At 71.2% G+C, this 16538-nt stretch carries 14 protein-coding genes and 1 pseudogene; 9 read left to right on the top strand and 6 right to left on the bottom strand.

All coding sequences use genetic code 11. The features are described 5' to 3' along the window. Window positions 1–26: 26 nt before the first annotated feature. The 4 genes from ACQ5SO_RS05115 to ACQ5SO_RS05100 form a co-directional block, all read right to left on the bottom strand. On the bottom strand, window positions 27–1271 hold the full coding sequence (locus ACQ5SO_RS05115) for an adenylate/guanylate cyclase domain-containing protein (protein ID WP_430940496.1): 1245 nt from the start codon (window positions 1269–1271) through the stop codon (window positions 27–29). 103 nt (window positions 1272–1374) lie between these two features. Continuing rightward, the gene (gene metG / locus ACQ5SO_RS05110) at window positions 1375–3111 is read right to left on the bottom strand and encodes a methionine--tRNA ligase (RefSeq protein WP_430940495.1); all 1737 of its coding nucleotides are present in this window, start codon (window positions 3109–3111) and stop codon (window positions 1375–1377) included. Between the two features lie 404 nt (window positions 3112–3515). Further along, window positions 3516–5225, bottom strand: coding sequence for an FAD-dependent oxidoreductase (locus ACQ5SO_RS05105; protein WP_430940494.1), 1710 nt, complete (start codon window positions 5223–5225; stop codon window positions 3516–3518). Window positions 5226–5236: 11 nt separating this feature from the next. Continuing rightward, the gene (locus tag ACQ5SO_RS05100; RefSeq protein ID WP_430940493.1) at window positions 5237–5992 is read right to left on the bottom strand and encodes an SDR family NAD(P)-dependent oxidoreductase; all 756 of its coding nucleotides are present in this window, start codon (window positions 5990–5992) and stop codon (window positions 5237–5239) included. A 398-nt stretch (window positions 5993–6390) separates the two neighbouring features. On the opposite strand from ACQ5SO_RS05100, the pseudogene ACQ5SO_RS05095 reads away from it, so the two are divergent. The 7 genes and pseudogenes from ACQ5SO_RS05095 to ACQ5SO_RS05065 form a co-directional block, all read left to right on the top strand. Continuing rightward, window positions 6391–6840 (top strand): annotated as a pseudogene (locus ACQ5SO_RS05095) (ATP-binding cassette domain-containing protein); the annotation flags it as partial. A gap of 592 nt (window positions 6841–7432) precedes the next feature. Further along, window positions 7433–8869, top strand: coding sequence for an ABC transporter permease subunit (locus ACQ5SO_RS05090; protein WP_430940492.1), 1437 nt, complete (start codon window positions 7433–7435; stop codon window positions 8867–8869). Beyond that, complete coding sequence (locus ACQ5SO_RS05085; RefSeq protein ID WP_430940491.1) at window positions 8866–9861, top strand: ABC transporter permease; 996 nt, start codon at window positions 8866–8868, stop codon at window positions 9859–9861. The genes ACQ5SO_RS05090 and ACQ5SO_RS05085 overlap by 4 nt, the downstream gene beginning before the upstream one ends. Window positions 9862–10026: 165 nt before the next feature. After that, window positions 10027–10704 (top strand): EthD family reductase, encoded by a 678-nt coding sequence (locus tag ACQ5SO_RS05080; protein ID WP_430940490.1) that lies wholly within the window; start codon window positions 10027–10029, stop codon window positions 10702–10704. Window positions 10705–10793: 89 nt separating this feature from the next. After that, a complete protein-coding gene (locus ACQ5SO_RS05075) occupies window positions 10794–11021 on the top strand; it encodes a hypothetical protein (RefSeq protein ID WP_430940489.1) in 228 nt (75 codons plus the stop codon). Next, complete coding sequence (locus ACQ5SO_RS05070; protein ID WP_430940488.1) at window positions 11018–11305, top strand: hypothetical protein; 288 nt, start codon at window positions 11018–11020, stop codon at window positions 11303–11305. The genes ACQ5SO_RS05075 and ACQ5SO_RS05070 overlap by 4 nt, the downstream gene beginning before the upstream one ends. Then, entirely contained in the window at window positions 11306–11572 is a 267-nt protein-coding gene (locus tag ACQ5SO_RS05065) for a hypothetical protein (RefSeq protein ID WP_430940487.1), read from the top strand. Window positions 11573–11703: 131 nt separating this feature from the next. On the opposite strand, the gene ACQ5SO_RS05060 is transcribed toward ACQ5SO_RS05065, so the two are convergent. Beyond that, window positions 11704–12807, bottom strand: a complete 1104-nt coding sequence (locus ACQ5SO_RS05060) for a substrate-binding domain-containing protein (RefSeq protein WP_430940486.1) — start codon at window positions 12805–12807, stop codon at window positions 11704–11706. Window positions 12808–12836: 29 nt separating this feature from the next. After that, the gene (locus ACQ5SO_RS05055) at window positions 12837–14423 is read right to left on the bottom strand and encodes a GMC family oxidoreductase (protein WP_430940485.1); all 1587 of its coding nucleotides are present in this window, start codon (window positions 14421–14423) and stop codon (window positions 12837–12839) included. Window positions 14424–14884: 461 nt separating this feature from the next. Here ACQ5SO_RS05055 and ACQ5SO_RS05050 point away from each other — a divergent pair, with 461 nt between their 5' ends. Then, window positions 14885–15661: an IclR family transcriptional regulator gene (locus tag ACQ5SO_RS05050; RefSeq protein ID WP_430940484.1), complete on the top strand. Its 777-nt coding sequence runs from the start codon at window positions 14885–14887 to the stop codon at window positions 15659–15661. Window positions 15662–15677: 16 nt separating this feature from the next. Next, window positions 15678–16535 carry an IclR family transcriptional regulator gene (locus ACQ5SO_RS05045; protein ID WP_430940483.1) on the top strand — a complete coding sequence of 286 codons (858 nt, stop codon included), beginning with the start codon at window positions 15678–15680 and terminating at the stop codon, window positions 16533–16535. The last annotated feature ends 3 nt before the right edge of the window (window positions 16536–16538 follow it).

The raw sequence follows: 16538 nt of genomic DNA, 5'->3' as shown, positions 1-16538 counted from the left end.
CGGGCGGGGGCGGGGCGCGGCGAGGATCAACCCGCCGCGGCCACCGGCTCGTGCATGTCCGTGCCGCAGGCGCAGGTCATCAGCTCCACCGGCTCGTCGAAATCGCGCAGCTGCTGCACCCCGGCGCTGATCCAGCGCTCGGGCTCGACCTGCGCGATCTCGCGCGTCACCAGCACCATGCGGCCCAGCCGCTTCGACATCTCGTCGATCCGCGCGACCTTGTTCACCGCCCGCCCGATGGCCGAGAAGGTGAGCCGGTCCGGCACGCCGATATTGCCGAACATCATCTCGCCCACGGTCATCGAGACCGAGAAGCGCAGCTCCTCCGGCAGGCCCAGCGCCTCGTGCTCGGCCAGCTTCGCCTCGCGCATCTGCAGCGACTTGCGCATCGCGCGCACCGCCGCCCGGATCGCCTCCGGCCCGCCGGTGTCGCCGCGGATCGGGAAGATCGCCAGCACCGCGTCGCCGATGAACTCCAGGATCTCGCCGCCCTCGTCGATCACCGGCTGCGCGGTGCAGTCGTAATAGCAGCGCAGCAGCTTCAGGTAGTCCTTGGCGTCCATCGTATTCGACAGGCGGGTCGAGCCGCGCAGGTCCGAATACCAGACCACCGCCCGGATCACCTCGCCGTCGCCGCGCTGGATGGTGCCCGACAGCACCCGCTGCGCCGCCGTCTCGCCAAGGTAGACGCTGGCCAGGTTGCGCTGGATCCGCGACTGGATCGAGGAATGCACGGCGACCGAGAACACCCGCTGGATCCGGGTCAGCGCCTCGATGTCCGAGGCCGAGAAGCCCCCCTCGCGCCGGGTCGCCCAGCTCGCCATCACCCCCATGTCCGCCCCGTCATAGGAGCGCACGTCGCCGATCGACAGCCCCTCGGCCACCAGCAGGTAATCGGTGAAGCCGTCGGCCTCGAGATCCACAAGCACCGGGAAATCCACCATCCGCTCGTCGCCCGTCAGGCGGCGGCGCAGGCGGGGCAGGCGGTTGACGATGATGTGGCGGAAGGGGCTCTGCTCCCACGCCGCGTTGCGCGCGGTTTCGTGCGGGTACTGGCGCAGCTGCGATTCCTCGCCGAGGCGCCAGTAGATCTGTTCGGCCTCGAACAGCGGGTGCAGCGTCGGCCAGGTCAGCGCCGCGCGCTCCACCGGCACGCCGATCCCGTGCAGCCGGGCGCACAGGGTGCTGAACAGCTTCTGGATGTCCGGGTCGCGGACGGCTTCTTCAAGAAGCCAGATCTCGATTTCGGAAGTCAGCGTGGCGTGTGTCATGAAGCGAATCTAGAAAGAAAGCGCCCCGGCGCAATGCCGGGGCGTGATCAATAATTCGAAAATCGGGCGCGCGTGGGACCGCGGCGCGGGGGCGGCGCGGCGCTCAGGCCCCGGCGAAGCGGGCCTCGAGCGCCTCGCGAGTCTCGTCCGCGATCTTGGCGAAGAGCACGTCGGGCACGGTGAATTCATGCCCCGCGGACAGCGCCGAGAGCGCCTCGCCCGCCTCGCGCGGCCAGTCCATCTCGGCCGAGGCCGCATCAAGGCCGAGCGCCGCGAACATCTTGTCCGACGCGTCCGGGATGAAGGGGCGCGAGAGGATGGCGTAGAGCCGCACGAGGTTCAGCGCGAAGCGCACCGAGGCGGCCGCCGCCTCGGGGTCGGTCTTGAACACCGCCCAGGGCTGGGCGTGCTGCAGGTACTCGTTCCCCGCCACCCAGATCGCGCGCAGCTCGGCCGCGGCGCGGCGGATCTCGATCGCGTCCCAGTGCTGCTCATAGGCGCGGATGCGGGTCTCGATCTCGGCCGTCAGCGCGGCCTCGGCCTGGCCGTACTCGCCGCCCGCCGGCACCGCTTCGCCGAATTTCGACCGGCAGAACTTGGTGACGCGGCTGACGAAGTTGCCCAGCACGTCGGCGAGGTCCTTGTTCACCCCCGCCTGGAAGGCGGCGAAGGTGAAGTCGGAATCATTGGTCTCGGGCGCGTTGGCCAGCAGCCACCAGCGCCAGTAGTCGGAGGGCATGATCTCCAGCGCCTGGTCCATGAACACGCCGCGGCCCTGGGAGGTGGAGAACTTGCCGCCATCATAGGTGAGCCAGTTGAAGCCCTTGATGTAGTCGACCAGGTGCCAGCTCTCCTCGCCTTCCTTGCTCGCGCCCATCATGGTCACGGGGAAGGAGAGGGTGTGGAACGGGATGTTGTCCTTGGCCATGAACTCGACATAGCGGACATCCTCCGCGCCCTGGTCGTCGCGCCACCAGCGCTGCCAGGCCGCGTCGTCCTGGCCCGTCGCGTCGGCCCATTCCGCGGTCGCGGCGATATAGGCGATGGGCGCGTCGAACCAGACGTAGAACACCTTGCCGTCCATGCCCGGCCAGTCCTCCTCGCCCCGCTTCACCGCGATGCCCCAGTCGAGGTCGCGGGTGATGCCGCGGTCCTGGAGCCCGTCGCCGTCATTGAGCCATTTCTTGGCGATCGAGGTGGTCAGCAGCGGCCAGTCGGTCTTGCTGTCGATCCACTCGGTCAGCTTCTCGCGCATCTGGGACTGCGCGAGGTAGAGGTGCTTCGTCTCCCGCGGCTCGAGATCGGTGGACCCGGAGATGGCGCTGCGCGGTTCGATCAGGTCGGTGGGGTCGAGCTGCTTGGTGCAGTTCTCGCACTGGTCGCCGCGGGCCTTGTCATAGCCGCAGTTGGGGCAGGTGCCCTCGATATAGCGGTCGGGCAGGAAGCGGCCGTCGGCGTGGGAATAGACCTGCGTCTCCGACACCTCGCGGATCAGACCGGCATCGGCCAGGCGCCCAGCAAGGTGCTGGGTCAGCTTGTGGTTCCGCTCGGAGGACGAGCGCCCGAAATGGTCGAAGCTGAGGCGGAAGCCGTTGGCGATGCCCGCCTGCACCTCGTGCATCTCGGCGCAGAACTCGGCCACCGGCTGGCCCGCCTTGGCGGCGGCGAGCTCGGCCGGGGTGCCGTGCTCGTCCGTCGCGCAGATCAGCAGAACCTCGTGCCCCTGCTGGCGCATCGCGCGGGCGTAGGCGTCCGACGGCAGCTGCGAGCCGATCAGGTTGCCAAGGTGCTTGATGCCGTTGATGTAAGGCAGCGCGGAGGTGACGAGGATGCGGGACATGGGGGTTCCGGTGCGAAGTTGCGGTCAGGCTTGGCGCGCCTTGTAGCGGATCGCGGGCGGGAAGGAAAACCCTGCGTGGGCGCTGGAGATGTTGCGCCCGTCCTTCGGACGTCGGCGCCCCGTGGCGCAGGGGAGGAGGGGATGCATCCCCTCCTCCCCCGCACCCCCACCTCCCGCATACTGGGGGTGCGCGCGGCTCGAAGGTTGCGCCACGTCCAAAAGCAATGGGGATAGGGGGCGTGGGGGGGGGGGGGGGGGGGCCTCCCCCCCCCCGGGCCCCCCGACCGGGAGGGGGACAAGCCCCCCTCCCGGACCCTCCCCGGCCCGGCCCCGCGCGGCACGCGAAAACCCCCGCGGGAGCGCGTCCCGCGGGGGGGGGCCTGGTCCGGCCGGGGCGCGGACGGTCAGGCGTTGGCGCCGGACATGTGCCGCGCGGCGATGTAGCCGAAGGTGATCGCCGGACCCAGCGTGATGCCGCCGCCCGGGTAGTTGCCGCCCATGATCGAGGCCGCGTCGTTGCCCGCCGAGTAGAGGCCCGGGATCGGCTCGCCGCCCCCGTTCAGCACCTGCGCGTTCTCGTTGGTCTTCAGGCCCGCATAGGTCCCCAGATCGCCCACGTAGAGGCGCACCGCGTAGAACGGCCCCTTCGCCACCGGCGCCACGCAGGGGTTCGGCTTGTGGTCCGGGTCCCCGAGCGAGCGGTTATAGGCGGTCGAACCCTTGCCGAATTCCGGGTCCTCGCCCTTGACCGCGTGGCGGTTGAACTCGGCCACCGTGCGCTCGAGCTGGCCCGCATCGGCCCCGATCTCCTGCGCCAGCTCGGCGATGGTGCGGCCGCGCAGCAGGTAGCTCTTGTCGATCAGGTGCTTGAACGGCGCCGGCGCGGGCTTGGCATAGCCGAGGCCGTAGCGCCGGAAGGTCCTGTGATCGGCGACGAACCTGGCCGCGATCTCGCCGTCCGGCCCGCCTTCCTCGCGGCGCCGCTTCACCATGGCCTGGCAGAAGTCATGGTAGCTCTGCGCCTCGTTCACGAAACGCTTGCCCGAGCGGGTGACGGCGATGACGCCCGGCTTGGAGCGGTCGACGAAATGCGGGAAGGCGCCCAGCGTGCCGTCGCCCCGCGGGGGGCGGGAGATCGGCGCCCAGGCGGCCGCGTTGGGCAGCGAGGCGTCGACCGAGGCGCCGATGGATTCGCCCAGCCGCAGCCCGTCGCCGGTGTTGCCCGGCGGGGCGGGCGAGACGTGCTCGTGCCCGGACGGCGCGTGGGGCATCAGCGCCTTGCGGCGCACGGCGTCCTGCGGGAAGCCGCCCGCGGCCAGCACCACGCCCTTGCGCACGCGGACCTCGACCGGGCCGTCGGGCTTGTTGATCACGGCGCCGCGGACCACCCCGTCCTCGTCCCGGATCAGCGACTTGACGGGCGAGGAGGTCCAGATCGGCACGTTCTTGTCGAAGGCCGATTTCGCCAGCCGCGCGACCAGCGCGTTGCCGTTCATCAGCCGCATGGCGCGGCCGTGGAACGCGACGTCGCGCAGGAATTTCGCCACCAGCCCGACGACGAAGAAGGCCGAGACGGGCGAGCGGGTGACGTTGAAGAAGTGCAGCAGCTCCTTGCCCGAGCCGATCATCATCCCCAGCACCGTGATCTCCCACAGGGGGGGACGCAGGCGCTTGATCTCCTTGCCCAGCTCGCGCCCGTCGAAGGGGCGGGCGACGATCGAGCGGCCCGCATCCATGCCGCCGGGGGCGGTGGGGTGGTAATCCGCGAAGGTGGGGCCGAGGTCGAACTGCAGCGCGGTCTTGGTCTCGAAGAACTCCACCGCGCGCGGCCCCGCCTCCAGGAACGCCTCGACGCGGGCGCTGTCGTAATGCTCCCCCGTCTCGTGCTTGAGATAGGTGCGCGCCTTCTCGACGCTGTCCTCGATCTCGGCGCGTTTGGCGGGGCCGTTGTTGGGGATCCAGCTCCAGCCGCCGGAGCGGGCGGTGGCGCCGCCGAAGACGGGCTCCTTCTCGGCCACGATGACCTTCAGCCCGCGATGGGCGGCCGAGACGGCCGCGGACAGCCCCCCCGCGCCGGACCCGACGACGAGGACGTCGACGTCTTCCGTTCTCATGGTTCTCTGCGTCACGCGGTCAGGCAACCGCCATCGACCGGCAGCAGCGCGCCGGTCACGTAGCTCGAGGCATGGGAGGCGAGGAACAGCACGGGGCCGACCAGCTCCTCCGGCTTGCCGGGGCGGCGCATCGGGGTGTGCGCCATGAAGCGGCCGATGGCCTCGGGGTTCTCGCGGGTCGCCACGGTCATCGGGGTCTCGATGACGCCCGGGGCGATGGCGTTCACGCGCACGCCGTGTTCGGACAGATCGTGCACCAGCGCCCGGGTGACCTGCAGCACCGCGCCCTTGGACGCGGCGCAGGCGACCATGCCGGGGCCGGCGGCGACCGACATGATCGAGGCGAGGTTGATCACCCGCCCCCTGCTCTCGGTCAGCTGCGGCAGGAAGGCCCGGACCATGTTGACCACGCCCCCGGCGTTGACGGCCATGGTCGCGTCCCAGTCGGCCTCGAAGCTGTCGGCCGTCGGCGGGGTGCGCCGGATGATGCCGGCGTTGTTGACCAGGATCTCCACCGGGGCGCCGAAATGGGCCCGGGTCGCGGCGGCCGCCGCGGCGCAGCTGCCGCGGTCGGCGACGTCGAGCGCGAGGGCCAGCGCCTCGCCCCCCGCCGCGCGGATGTCGGCGGCCACGCGCTCCACCCCGTCTTTCTGGATGTCGCAGGCCGCGACCCGCGCGCCCCGGGCCGCGAGCCCCTTCGCGATGGCCTCGCCATTGCCCTGCGCCGCGCCGGTGACGAGCGCGAGCGCCCCCTTGATGCCGTCCATGGTTCCTCCCGGCCGGATCCCGCCGGCCCCTTGATTCCCGTCCCGCGCCGAAAATTCAGCAGGGGCGAATTGGTTCGATCATGGATAATCAAATGGATTTGCCAACCGAAAATTGCACCCCGGGCGCCCGCCCGCGGCGCGGCAGGGGGTCATGCGGGAATTCAAGGCGTTGGTAAACATGGGATTTATCCGCCGACGCGCCGTGGCGTCTCGCCACCGAATCCGTACGCCAATGACAAATTAGTTTGATATATGGAAATCATTTCACCGGGGAAGCGTGGTCCGTTCCGGGAGGTCGGGCCGCGCAAGGCCGGCGCCGCGCGCCGTCACCGGGAGGAAAGAAGTGAGCCACCGTCCTGACCACCGCCGCCGGTCCGGCGCCGGAGCGGGAGGCGCCGATGTCCGCGCCTGACCTGCTTCTTGAAATGCACGGGGTGACCAAGCTGTTCCCCGGCGTGCGCGCGCTGCACGACATCACCTTCGACGTCCGCGCGGGCGAGGTGCATGGCCTCGTCGGCGAGAACGGCGCGGGCAAGTCCACGCTGATGGGCGTCGCCTCGGGCGCGCTTTTCGCCACCGAGGGCCAGGTGCGCATCGCCGGGCAGGACATGGCGGGCGACCCCGAGCTGGCCCGCGATCTCGGCCTCGCCATCGTGCGCCAGGAACCGGCGCTGATGCCCGACCTTTCGGTGGCCGAGAACCTCTATCTCGGCCTGCCCAGATCCCTGCGCCCGCCCCTCGCCGGCCTCGCCGACCGGGCCCGCGGGCTGCTGACGCACTGGAGCGCGGACGTCGCCATCGACCCGCGCGACCATGTCGCCGCCCTCAACCCCGAGCAGCGTTTCATCGTCGAGATCGTGAAGGCGCTGGAATGCAAGCCGAAGGTGCTGGTGCTGGACGAGCCGACCGAGCGCCTGGCGACCGAGGACGTGGCGCGCCTGTTCGAGCGGGTGCGCGCGGTGACCGCCCGCGGCGCCGCCGTCGTCTGCATCTCGCACCGCATCCGCGAGGTGCAGGCCATCGCCGACCGGCTGACCGTGCTGCGCGACGGCGAGGGCCAGGGCGCCCATGACGCGCGCGCCCTGTCCGAGGACCAGATCGTCTCGCTCATCGTCGGCGGAGAGCTGGACCGCACCTTCCCCGCCAAGGCCGCCCCGGGCGAGCATCGCGTGGTCCTGTCGACCCGCGACTTCTCCGGCCCCGGCTTCTCGGGCGTCTCGCTCGACGTGCGCGAGGGCGAGATCCTCGGCCTCGCGGGCATCGACGCCAACGGCCAGCGCGAGTTCATGCGCGCGCTGGCGGGCATCAACCCGGGCCGCGGCGGCGTCGCGCTGGGGGGGCGCGCCGGTCTCGATCCGCTCCAGCCAGGGCGCCAGGGGGCTGGGCATCGCCTACCTGCCCGGCGACCGCCACCGCGAGGGGATCTTCGCCGAGCTGTCGGTGCGCGAGAATTTCTCCATCCGCTCGCCGCGCCAGGACGTGCGCGCCGGGCTGATCAGCGGGCGCAGCGAGGCGCGCTGCACCCGCGAGGCGATCGCGCAGTTCGCGGTCAAGACCCCGGGCGGCGAGACGCCGATCGGGTCCCTCTCGGGCGGCAACCAGCAGAAGGTGGTGCTGTCCAGCGTGCCGGCGTCGAAGCCGCGGGTGCTGCTGGTGGACGAGCCGACCCAGGGCGTCGATGTCGGCGCGCGGGCCGAGATCTACCGCAACCTGCGCGAGACGGCGCGCAGCGGCGTCGCCGTCATCGTCGTGTCCTCGGACGCGCAGGAGGTCGCGGGGCTGAGCGACCACGTCGCCGTGTTCTCGCGCGGGCGGGTCGTGGACATGCTGTCGGGCGACCGGGTGAGCGAGGACGAGATCACCGCCTCGGTCCTCAAGTCCACGGAATCGCGCGACAGGCGCCGCAAGACCGTCGGCGCCTTCTGGAAATGGGCCTCGGGCAATGTCGCGCCGCTGGTGATGGCGGCGGCGGCGATCCTGCTGCCGGGGGCCGTGGCGGGGACGTGGAACCCGTTCTACGTCTCGCCGCGCAGCCTGTCGGGGATGATGACCTTCGCCGCCACCCTGGCGCTGGTCGCCTATGGGCAGCAGCTGCTGATGATGGTCGGGGGGATCGACTTGTCGGTCGGCCCGCTGATGGGGCTGGTGCAGGTGGTCGCCTCGTTCTTCCTTCTGAAGGATGTCGGGCTCGGCGGGCAATTGCCGGGCTGGGCGCTGATGCTGCTGGTCGCGGCGGGGGTCGGGGTCGTCAACTGGGTCCTGGTCGAGGGGCTTCGGATGCACCCGATGGTCGCCACGCTGGCCACCTTCATGGCGGTGCAGGCGGTGTCGCTGATCCTGCGCCCGACGCCGCAGGGAATGATCGACGGCGCGATCATGAAGGCGCTGGGGACCAGGATCGGCATCTTCCCGGTCACCTTCCTCGGGGCCGCGGCGCTGGCGGTGATCCTTGAATTCGCGCTCTATCGCCGGGCGCTCGGCGTGTCGCTGCGCGGGCTCGGCTCGCGCCCCGAGGCGGCGCGCACGGCCGGCATCCGCCAGCTGCGCGCGCGGCTGCCGGCCTATGTCGGCCGCTCGGTGCTGACCGCGGTCGCGGCGATCACGATGATGGGCCAGGTCGGCATCGGCGATCCGCGGGCCGGGATCACCTACACCCTCGGCTCCATCGCCGCGGTGGTGATCGGGGGCGCGAGCCTGTTCGGCGGGCGCGGGTCCTTCATCGGCGCGCTGCTGGGGGCGATCTTCATCGTGCAGGTCAACTCGGTCACCGTGTTCCTGCGCCTGAGCCAGGAGTGGCGGCAATACCTGCTGGGCTTCCTGATCCTCGCGGCCGTGGCGCTCTGTTCCAAGAGCCGAGAGAAAGTGGTGCAGGCATGAGCATGACCCTTGAGCGGACCGAGCCGCGGGCCGCGCGCCCGCTGGACGGCCTGAAGGCGACGCTGTTCAACGAGTTCTCGTGGATCTGGGGCGGGACGGCGGCGCTGTTCCTGCTGTGCGTCGTCGTGGCGCCGGGGGTGGTGAAGCCCGCCGCCATCAGCTCGATGCTGCCCTTCGCGGCGATCCTGGCGATCACCGCGGTGGGGATGACGGTGGTGATCCAGCAGCGCGGCCTCGACATGTCGCTGCCGGGGACGATGACCATCGCGGGGCTGCTGTTCGCCAAGATCGGGTTCATGACCGGGTCGACCCTGCCGGCGGTTCCGCTGACGCTGCTGATCGCGCTGGCGATCGGCATCGTCAACGGGCTGCTGGTGGCCAAGGTGAACATCACGCCGATCGTGGTGACGCTGGCGACCAACGCGATCCTGATGGGCGCGGTGCGGGCGGTGTCGGGCGGCAGCCCGATGACGGCGCCCGAGGAGCTGGCGGTGTTCTCGCACTCGACGCTGCTCGGGGTCCCGATGACGCTGATCCTCGCGGTGCTGTTCATCGTGGTGATCAGCGTGGCGACGCGGCGCACGGTGTCGGGGCGGCGCTTCGTGGCCGTGGGCGCGAACCCGGCGGCGGCGACGGCGGCGGGGATCCCGATCCTGCGCTGCCAGGTGGCGACCCATGCCGTCGCGTCGCTGTGCTTCGCGGTGGCGGGGATGCTGTTCACGGGCTTCATCGGCTCGGCCTCGCAGACCGCGGGCGTCGACTACCTGCTGCCGGCCATCGCCGCGGTGGTGGTCGGGGGCACGCCCTTCTCGGGCGGGCGCGGCAGCGTGATCGCCAGCGGCGTCGCGGCGCTGTTCATGGCGCTGCTGGGGCAGATGGTGCTGGCGCTGGGGGCCGGGACGGCGGTGCAGCTGCTGGTGCAGGCGCTGGCGATCATCGTCGCGGTGTCGGTGCGGGGCCTGCCGACCTTCATCCGCGCGATGCGGGCCTGAGGCGCCGCGCCCCGGCGGCCCCTCCCGCCGCCGGGGCGCCTCCCCTGCCCGCCCCGGGCCCGCCTTGGGTCCGCCCCGGGCAAGCCCCGGGCCCCCCACTGCGGCGCCGTCCTGCGCGGCGGCGCCGCCTTTTCCCTTTTCACGACCCGACGACCGGAGACGCCGATGCTCTGCGCCATGGCCCTTCTCAGCACCGCGACCGACCTGACCGACGCCGCGGTGGACGCCGCCGCGGACGCCCTTGCGCGCCGCGGCGATCCCGGCGCCCAGGTGCTGGGCCGGGTGTTCAACCAGGTCGTCGACCGCAGCCAGAAGGGCATCGACCATGCCCGCGGCGGGCTCGAGGCCGACGCCATCACCCAGCATTTCTTCGCCGACCTGTCGGCGAGCATGACCGCCGCGCATGGCGGCGCGGTGGACATGGCCATGGGCCTGTCCGGCCCTGCGGTCGCCGAGACGAACCTGCTGCTGTGCCTGCAGAACACGGTGGCGCCGCCGCCGCCGCCGGGCGCGCATCTCAAGCGCATGTCGATCCTGCGCAAGCGCCCCGACGTGTCGCCCGAGGCGTTCCAGGAGCAGTGGTTCGAGCTGCACGCCCTTCTCGTCAGGCGCCTGGCGGGGCTGAGCGGCTATCGCCAGAGCCTCGTGCTCGACGGTCCGCGCGACGAGACCGGCGCGCTGCTGGCGGACGGGATGGTGGAGCTGTGGTTCCCCGACGCCGCCGCCATCGAGGCCGCGTTCCGCTCGGATGTCGGGACCACCACGATGACCCATGCGCGCGAGTTCATCGCCGAGATCTCCACCTGGCTGGTGCGCCCGGTGACGGTGTCCGGCGTCTCCTGACCCGGGACCCTGCGCAGGCGGGGGCCTGCGCGGGGGACCCGGCGCGGGGGGCGGCCGAAAGCGCGGCCGAAAGCGCGACGGAGGGCGCGATGACCCCGGATCTTCTGTTCTACGCCGTCGCCGCGGTCGCGGTGACGATCCTCGGGCTGTCCAAGGGCGGCTTCGCCGGAATCGGCATGGTCAGCACGCCGATGGTGGCCGCGGCGACCGACCCGATCACGGCGGCGGGGTTCATGCTGCCGATCATGCTGGTGCATGACCCGGTGGCGATGGCCATGTACCGGCGCAGCTTCGACGCCGGATCCTGCGCCGGATGATCCCCGGCGGCGCGCTGGGGGTGCTCGGGGCGTGGCTGCTGGCCGATGTCGCGCCCGAATGGGCGGTGCAGGCCGTGCTGGGCGCGGTCTCGCTGGTCTTCGCGCTCTGGCAGGGGGTCTTGCAGCTGCGCGGGGCGCCCGGCCTCGCGGCCGCGCATCGGCACGAGCGGGTTCTCGCCCTGTCCGCGGGGGCGGCGGGGGGCTTCACCAGCGCCATCGCCCATGCCGGGTCCCCGCCCTTCCAGATCTACGTCATGCCCAAGGGCCTCGCGAAGGAGGTCTAGGTGGGCGCCAGCGTGATGTTCTTCGGCGCGCTCAACGCCATGAAGGTGCCGAGCTTCGCCGCCCTGGGGCTGTTCTCGGCCGAGAGCCTCGCGGCCAGCGCGCTGTTCATCCCGCTCGCCCTGGCCTCGAGCTGGGCCGGCGCGCGGCTGGTCCGCCGGATCGACGCGCGCAGCTTCAACGCCGCGATCAACGTCATCCTGCTCGGCGTCGCGGTCGTGCTGCTGGCCCAGGCCTGGGCGGGGGCGCGGGCGGCGGGGGCGGTCTGAGGGCGCCCCGCGCCCCTGCCCCGCGCCCCTGCCCCGCGCGCGCGCCCCAACGCCAAGACCCAACGCGAAAAGGCCGCGGCGATCGCCGCGGCCTTTCCCGTTGTCCCGTCGCGCCCCGAAGGGGCCGCCCGTCACTGGTTGAACAGGGCGTTGAGCTTCTCTTCCGGCATCAGCGAGGACAGGTCCGCATCCGGCGGCGCGGTGTCCGAGCACTTGGGCATCACGCCGGTGGTGCTGTCGGCGTAGACATAGGGCGCCACGCCCAGCGGCTCGTCGAACTCGACCCCGTTATGGGCGGCCAGCGCCTGGCGCAGGGCGAAGCGCACATCGGCGGTGGAGCCGTCGACCGCGAGGTATTTCCACGCCGCGCCCGCCTCCGCCGCCTCGGTGTACATGCAGTTCAGCTCGTTGCTGGTGGCGATGGTGGCGATGGCGGGGACCCGCACGCCGGCCTGCTGGAACGCCTTGATGGTGGCCAGCGAGGTGACGCCGTAATCCGAGGCGATGGCGTCGATGCTGTCGCCGTACTTGGCGATCAGGCCCGCGGCCGCCTTCTGCGCATCGGCCGGGTTCCAGTTCATGGCGATGAAGTCATCGTCCAGCAGCTTCAGGCCCGGATACTGCGCGAGCCCCTCCTTGAACCCCTTGAGGAACGAGGCCGAGGAGGCCGCGCCCGCCGGGCCGCCCGACATCAGCACGTCGCCCTTGCCGTCCAGCGCGGTGTCGAGCCAGTCGGCGTATTGCCGGCCGATCGCCTCCGAGTCCTGGTACGGGTTCACCGCGTAATCCACGCCCGGGGTCCCCGACAGGACGCCGAAATACGGGACCATGGCGGCGCCGCCCTGGTAGGCCGCGCGGTAGGCGGGCATCGCCGCGTCGCCGAAATCGGTGAAGGCGAGGACGATTTCATAGCCCTGCAGCGAGTAGCCGTTGATCGCCGCCGCGTAGGTCTGCTGGTCGCCGCCCGCGTCGGTGTGGTCCTCGGCCGTCACGTTCGGGCACTTGGAGGCTTCGTCCTGCAGCTCGGCGAAGGTGATCTTGCGCCAGGTGTCCCCGCCCCAGCCGTCGACCAGCGCGACGCGGATCGGCGCGTCGCCGCAGAGCGGCGCGATGTCGGCGCCCTGGTCGACGCGGATCGGGCCGTCCCCGGCCATCGCGCCGCCCGCGGCGAAGGCCGCCCCCGCGACGGCCGCCAGCGCGGTTCCGCCCTTCAGCATTTTCATGGTTCCGGCCATCTGTTCCTCCCTGGACCTGATCCGTCGTGTCACGCCGCCGCCTTGATCATGTCCGCCGCTTTCTCGGCGATCATGATCGTGGGGGCGTTGGTGTTTCCGCTGGTCAGCGTCGGCATCGCCGACGCGTCCACCACGCGCAGGCCGCCAAGGCCGTGCACGCGCAGCGCGTCATCGACCACCGCCATGGAATCCGAGCCCATCTTGCAGGTCCCGACCGGGTGGTAGACGCTGTTGCAGTCGCTCTTGATGTAGGCGTCCAGCTCCTCGTCCGTCTGCTTGGACAGGCCGGGCGCGTATTCCTCGCCGCGGATCGCGTCGAAGGCGGGCTGGGACAGGATCTCGCGGTGCATCCGCAGCGCGTCGCGCAGCACCCGCAGGTCGTCCGGCACGGACAGGAAGTTGGGGTCGAGCAGCGGCAGCTCGAACGGGTCCGCCGATTTCGCCATCACCGTCCCGCGGCTCTGCGGGCGCGAGATGTTGAAATAGGGCATGCAGCCTTCCACCGGGATGATCTCCCGCCCGTGGTCGCGATACATGATGTTGTTGAAATGCGTCTGCACGTCCGGCGCGACGAGGTCCTCGCGGGTCTTGAGGAAGGACATCACCTCCACCCCGTGCCCCGCGACCGGGCCCTTGCCGGTGGTGCAGTGCTGCATGAGCGCGAGCGCGGCGGCGTAGGGCTTGGTCTGGCCGAGCGGCGAGACGGGCTTCGACAGGCTCTGCTTGACCGAGCTGGCGAGGTGGTCCTGCAGGTTGCGCCCGACGCCGGGCGGCGCGTGCACCGTCTCCACGTCGATCGAGGACAGGTGCTCGGGATCGCCGATGCCGGAGATCTGCAGGAGGTGCGGCGAGTTGAAGGCGCCGCCGCAGAGGATCACCTCCTTGTCGGCATGGACGGTCTTCTTCTCGCGCCCCTGGATGAATTCCACGCCGACGGCCCGGCCGCCCTTGACGATGATCTTCGAGACCATGGACTTCACGTGGAAGGTCAGGTTCTTGCGCTTCCTGATCGGCTTGATGCAGCAGCGCGAGACGCTGGAGCGGATGCCGTCGCGCACGGCGCCGTCGCAGGGGCCGACGCCGTATTGCTCGCCGCCGTTGAGGTCCTCGTTATACGGGACCCCCATCTGCAGGCAGGCGTCGCGATAGGCGACGCAGGGCTCGGCCAGGATGTCGTTGCGGGTGGTGGCCAGCGGGCCGTCGAAGCCGTGCTCGTCTTCGTCGCCGCCGCCGCCCCAGTTCTCGGCGCGCTTCATGTAGGGCAGGATGCTCCGGTAATCCCAGCCCTTGTTCCCCAGCTGCGCCCAGTGGTCGTAATCGGTGCGGTGGCCGCGGGTGTAGATCATGCCGTTGACGGTGGTGCAGCCGCCGATGCTCTTGGCGCGCGGCACGAACATGACCCGGTTGTCGACGTGCTTCTGCGGGACCGTGTGGTAGCCCCAGTCGAGCGCCAGCGTCTGCATCAGCCGGAAATAGCCCATCGGCATGTGGATCCAGGGGCTGGTGTCCCAGCCGCCGGCCTCGATCACCGTGACCTGGACGTTCGGATCTTCCGACAGGCGATTGGTCAGAACCGCGCCGCCGGATCCGGCGCCGATGATGATGCAGTCCGCCATTTGGCTCCCTCCCCGGAGGCCGCGCTCCCAGTCTGCGGCCCCTCTCCCTTTGGTCCGCATGCGCCGTGACGCATGACGTGCAATCTGTTTTCCTGATGCAAATCTTTTCGCCAATAATGAATGACCTGGCCAAGGAGCCCGCCGCCGGGGCGCGGGGCGGGCCGTCCGCGTCCGCCCGCCCGGCGCAGGGCGGTCGGCGGCGCGGGCGGGCCGGGCGGCCTGGCGCGGATTCCGGCGGCGGCGCGGGGATTTCGGGGGTTTCACCGGCGCTTCGGCCGCTTCCGGCGCCCGCCGGTTGCAAAATTCGCCCGGGGCGGCGGCGGCGCTTGCAGCCCGCGCCCGCGGGTCTATGCTCGGGGAACGCGAGGACGGGCCCGGGCGGGAAGGGCGCCGCGGACGCGGCGAATCGATACGCTGGATGATAATTCCGGCGCCATGAGCGAAGGGGGAGGAGAAGCGGCATGCGGGACGGCGCGCGCGGCATTCAGTCGATCGAGGTCAGCGGGCGCATCCTGCGGGCGCTGGTCGGCGAATCCGAACCGATGATGCTCAAGGACCTGGCGAAGGCGGCCGAGCTGGCCCCGGCCCAGTGCCATGCCTACCTGACCAGCCTGCGCCATGTCGGCCTCGTGCAGCAGGACCACGACACCGGCCGCTACCGGATGGGCCGCTTCGCGATGCGCCTCGGGGGGGCCTGGCTGCAAAGCTCGCCCCGCCCCGCCGCCGCCATCCGCCTGCTGCGCGCGCTGACGGACGAGCTCGACGCCATCACCATCCTCGTGGCCTGGGGCGCGATGGGCCCGACCATCGTGCATGTCAACGAGGGCGCGGACCCGACCGCGCTGAACCTGCGGCAGGGCGCGCTCTATCCCGTGACCGGCGCCGCCTCGGGGCGGATCTTCGGCGCCTTCATGCCCGAGGCGGAGACCGCGCCGCGGATCGCGCGGGAGCTGGAGGGCTACGCCCCCGACGCCGCCGCGCAGATGCGCGCGCGCTACGAGGAGCGGCGCGCGGCGATCCTGCGCGACGGCTACGATACCGCCGACGGGGCGCCGATCCCCGACATCAACGCCGTCTCGGCCCCGGTCTTCGACGAGGCGGGCGCGCTTGACTTCGTGATCTCCGTGATCGGGCGGCGCGGCAAGCTTGATGTCGGCCCGGACGGGCCCGCGGCGACGCGGCTGGCCGAGATCGCCCGGACGGTGTCCGGCGCCCGGTCCCATGCCGCGGCGGACTGAGGAAGGCGTGCGAGAGATGAGTGCAAGGACCGAAACCGCCGCGGCCGGGACCGGGGCGAGCAAGCCCGGACCCGCCCGCGGCCGCGCCGCCGCGACGAAATCCGAGGGCCGCGGCGTGCAGTCGATCGAGCTCGGGGCGCGGCTGCTCGCCGCCCTGGCGGACGAGGCCGAGCCGCTGATGCTCAAGGACCTTGCGCAGCTTGCGGGCGTCGCCCCGGCGCAGGCCCACGCCTATCTCGTCAGCTATCGCAAGATCGGGCTGGTGGACCAGGACGCGGAGACCGGCCGCTACCGGCTGGGGCGCTTCGCGCTCGATGTCGGGGTCGCGCGGATGCGCATGTCCGACCCGATGCGCCTTGCAAGCACGGCCGCCATCGAGCTGTCGGAGCGCACCGCGCTCAACGTCGCGCTGGTGGTCTGGGGCTCCTTCGGGCCGACCGTGGTGCAGGTGCAGGAAAGCGGCGCGCAGCTGAACATGAACACCCGCCCCGGGGTGGTCTATTCGATGACCGGGACCTCCTCGGGCCAGGTGTTCCACGCCTTCCTGCCGGAGAAGGTGGTCAAGGACGCGCTGCGCGCCGAGAAGCACGATGCCAAGGAAGATCGGCGCGTGGGCGAGGAGCGCTTCGTGTCGAAGAAGGACCTGGAGCGGATCCGCGCCCTCGGCTACGCGGCGATCGACAAGCCGCCGGTGCCGGGGATCTCGGCGATCTCGGCCCCGGTCTTCGACCATGCGGGGCAGATGGCGATGGCGATCACCATCATCGGCCAGGATCACTACCTGCTGCCGCGGGCCGAGGCGGAGTTCATCCCCGCGCTGCTCGAGGCGACGCGGGAGCTGTCGGCCGAACTCGGCTACGCCCCGGCGGGCTGAGCG

Origin of the sequence: Rhodovulum sp. DZ06, from assembly GCF_050586345.1 — a bacterium.
Taxonomy (GTDB): Bacteria; Pseudomonadota; Alphaproteobacteria; order Rhodobacterales; family Rhodobacteraceae; genus JBOCEF01.
The sequence above is the reverse complement of the archived record's forward strand: the minus strand, read 5'-3'. Positions and strand labels throughout refer to the sequence as shown.

Bases quoted from the DNA above. Each gene is read 5' to 3' on its own strand.
- ACQ5SO_RS05085 (WP_430940491.1), top strand. From the start codon at position 8,866: ATGAGCATGACCCTTGAGCGGACCGAGCCGCGGGCCGCGCGCCCGCTG.
- ACQ5SO_RS05080 (WP_430940490.1), top strand. From the start codon at position 10,027: ATGCTCTGCGCCATGGCCCTTCTCAGCACCGCGACCGACCTGACCGAC.
- metG (WP_430940495.1), bottom strand. From the start codon at position 3,111: ATGTCCCGCATCCTCGTCACCTCCGCGCTGCCTTACATCAACGGCATC.
- ACQ5SO_RS05060 (WP_430940486.1), bottom strand. From the start codon at position 12,807: ATGGCCGGAACCATGAAAATGCTGAAGGGCGGAACCGCGCTGGCGGCC.
- ACQ5SO_RS05055 (WP_430940485.1), bottom strand. From the start codon at position 14,423: ATGGCGGACTGCATCATCATCGGCGCCGGATCCGGCGGCGCGGTTCTG.
- ACQ5SO_RS05045 (WP_430940483.1), top strand. From the start codon at position 15,678: ATGAGTGCAAGGACCGAAACCGCCGCGGCCGGGACCGGGGCGAGCAAG.
- ACQ5SO_RS05105 (WP_430940494.1), bottom strand. From the start codon at position 5,225: ATGAGAACGGAAGACGTCGACGTCCTCGTCGTCGGGTCCGGCGCGGGG.
- ACQ5SO_RS05050 (WP_430940484.1), top strand. From the start codon at position 14,885: ATGCGGGACGGCGCGCGCGGCATTCAGTCGATCGAGGTCAGCGGGCGC.
- ACQ5SO_RS05075 (WP_430940489.1), top strand. From the start codon at position 10,794: ATGACCCCGGATCTTCTGTTCTACGCCGTCGCCGCGGTCGCGGTGACG.
- ACQ5SO_RS05070 (WP_430940488.1), top strand. From the start codon at position 11,018: ATGATCCCCGGCGGCGCGCTGGGGGTGCTCGGGGCGTGGCTGCTGGCC.
- ACQ5SO_RS05115 (WP_430940496.1), bottom strand. From the start codon at position 1,271: ATGACACACGCCACGCTGACTTCCGAAATCGAGATCTGGCTTCTTGAA.
- ACQ5SO_RS05100 (WP_430940493.1), bottom strand. From the start codon at position 5,992: ATGGACGGCATCAAGGGGGCGCTCGCGCTCGTCACCGGCGCGGCGCAG.